The sequence below is a fragment of the Shewanella sp. NIFS-20-20 genome (assembly GCF_019209865.1).
In the GTDB taxonomy this organism is placed as follows: Bacteria; Pseudomonadota; Gammaproteobacteria; order Enterobacterales; family Shewanellaceae; genus Shewanella.
Genome location: NZ_JAHUTT010000118.1, coordinates 1 through 1,580, shown reverse-complemented (window position 1 = coordinate 1,580; position 1,580 = coordinate 1). Strand labels below are relative to the sequence as shown.

General features: G+C 53.7%; 1 protein-coding gene. It reads left to right on the top strand.

What is annotated here, in order from left to right; genetic code table 11:
• On the top strand, positions 1 to 1,580 hold a 1,580-nt coding region (locus KU855_RS18665), incomplete at both ends, for an FG-GAP-like repeat-containing protein (RefSeq protein ID WP_218532788.1).

Sequence of the window (1,580 nt, the reverse complement as noted above, 5' to 3'; positions counted from 1 at the left end):
TTTTTCGACATGGACGGTGATGGCCGGACCGACATTGTGTATGTCCGCAATGGCCGCTGGTATAAGCGTACCGTCTCCGGTGGTGAAGCGAGTCTGACCACGACGGGAGCCAGCCAGTCAGCTTTCGCTCACAGCATTGATTACAATGGGGATGGACAGCGCGACTTGCTGGTCGCGGACAGTGAAACCAGTAATTGGAAAGTGTTGTCCTTTGAGCCCACGACCACATCACAAACAGTGTGCGAGCCCAACGGCAACGGCACCTATCTGTGTGAAGACATTGACCGCGTAGTCAGTGAGTCCGTTACCGATTTGGGACGCAAAGCCATTGGCCTGAAAGGCAAAGCTCTGGTGGCGGATGTAAACGGTGACGCGCTGGAAGATATTATCTTTATCGATGGTGGCGCGATTAAGTGGTATCGCAATCAGGGCGGCAGTTTTGCCGCTGCGCAATCGCTCTATAGCTTCCCCAGCACCGAACTCAGTCACAGCACCAGTATCAGCCAATGGGACTCCAGCAGTGGTTTTGGCAGTGCCTTTATGGACATTAATGGCGATGGCCTCACAGATTTCATGCTGCAGGTCAGAGACCAGGGGGCGGGGTGTTCGGTACCCGGCGCATTATCTCAATGGGAGTGCGAGCGAGACCTAAACGGCACCTGGTCAACATGGGATGATGATTTTTGGAACCTCTACGTCTCCAATGGCTCATCTTACAGCAAACGGCAGGAAATCTATCGCGGCCAGCATAACTACCTGAACATTGCCACTACGCTGCGCAGCGCCGACTTTAACGGTGATGGACTGTCCGACATCGCCTATGTCAAAGACAATAAGTGGTATATACAGTTATCAGATGGCATCAAGTTTCTGCCGCGTATCGACACCGGCATCACTACTAATGACACCCGCCGGGATAAAACCGCCATTATCGACCTCAATGGTGATGGACGCGCCGAGTTCCTGGTACAGCACAGCGATACTCAGTCACTGATTTACCACAGCGCTCGCACAGGCACCAACGGCATTGGAGCCTGGTCGGTATATGGCGTTATTAATGAAACCACCAGTAAGCCGTTCCAATTTGCCGACGTGGATGGTCTTGGCAAATTGGACATTGTGTACGCCCACAATGACCGCTGGTACCGACTCAAGAGTCAAAGTCATTCAGCGCTCAACGCCATCACCCGCATTACCGACGGGCTGGGCGTCAACACCCATATTACTTATGCTCCCCTGACAGAGAAAGCCGGTGGTCAGTACGCTGTGTATAAAACCCAGGTTTCCAGCCATCTGGACCCTGCCCGCAACTTTTCAACCATTCCGGCTCAGTGGGTTGTTAAGCGGGTCAGTACGGAAACCGGCCCATCCACTCAGGCCTCGGTCAACTATGAGTATGGTGGCCTGCTCATTAACCGCTTGGGCCGTGGGCCTGCCGGTTTTGAACTGCTGCGTACCATAGACAACCAAACCGGCGTTAACACTGAAACCCTCTATCATCAGGTCTTTCCACAGGTGGGGATGCCGCTGGCAACCCGACAGAGCTATCAGGGTGAGGTGCTGCACTCGGCCATCAATGA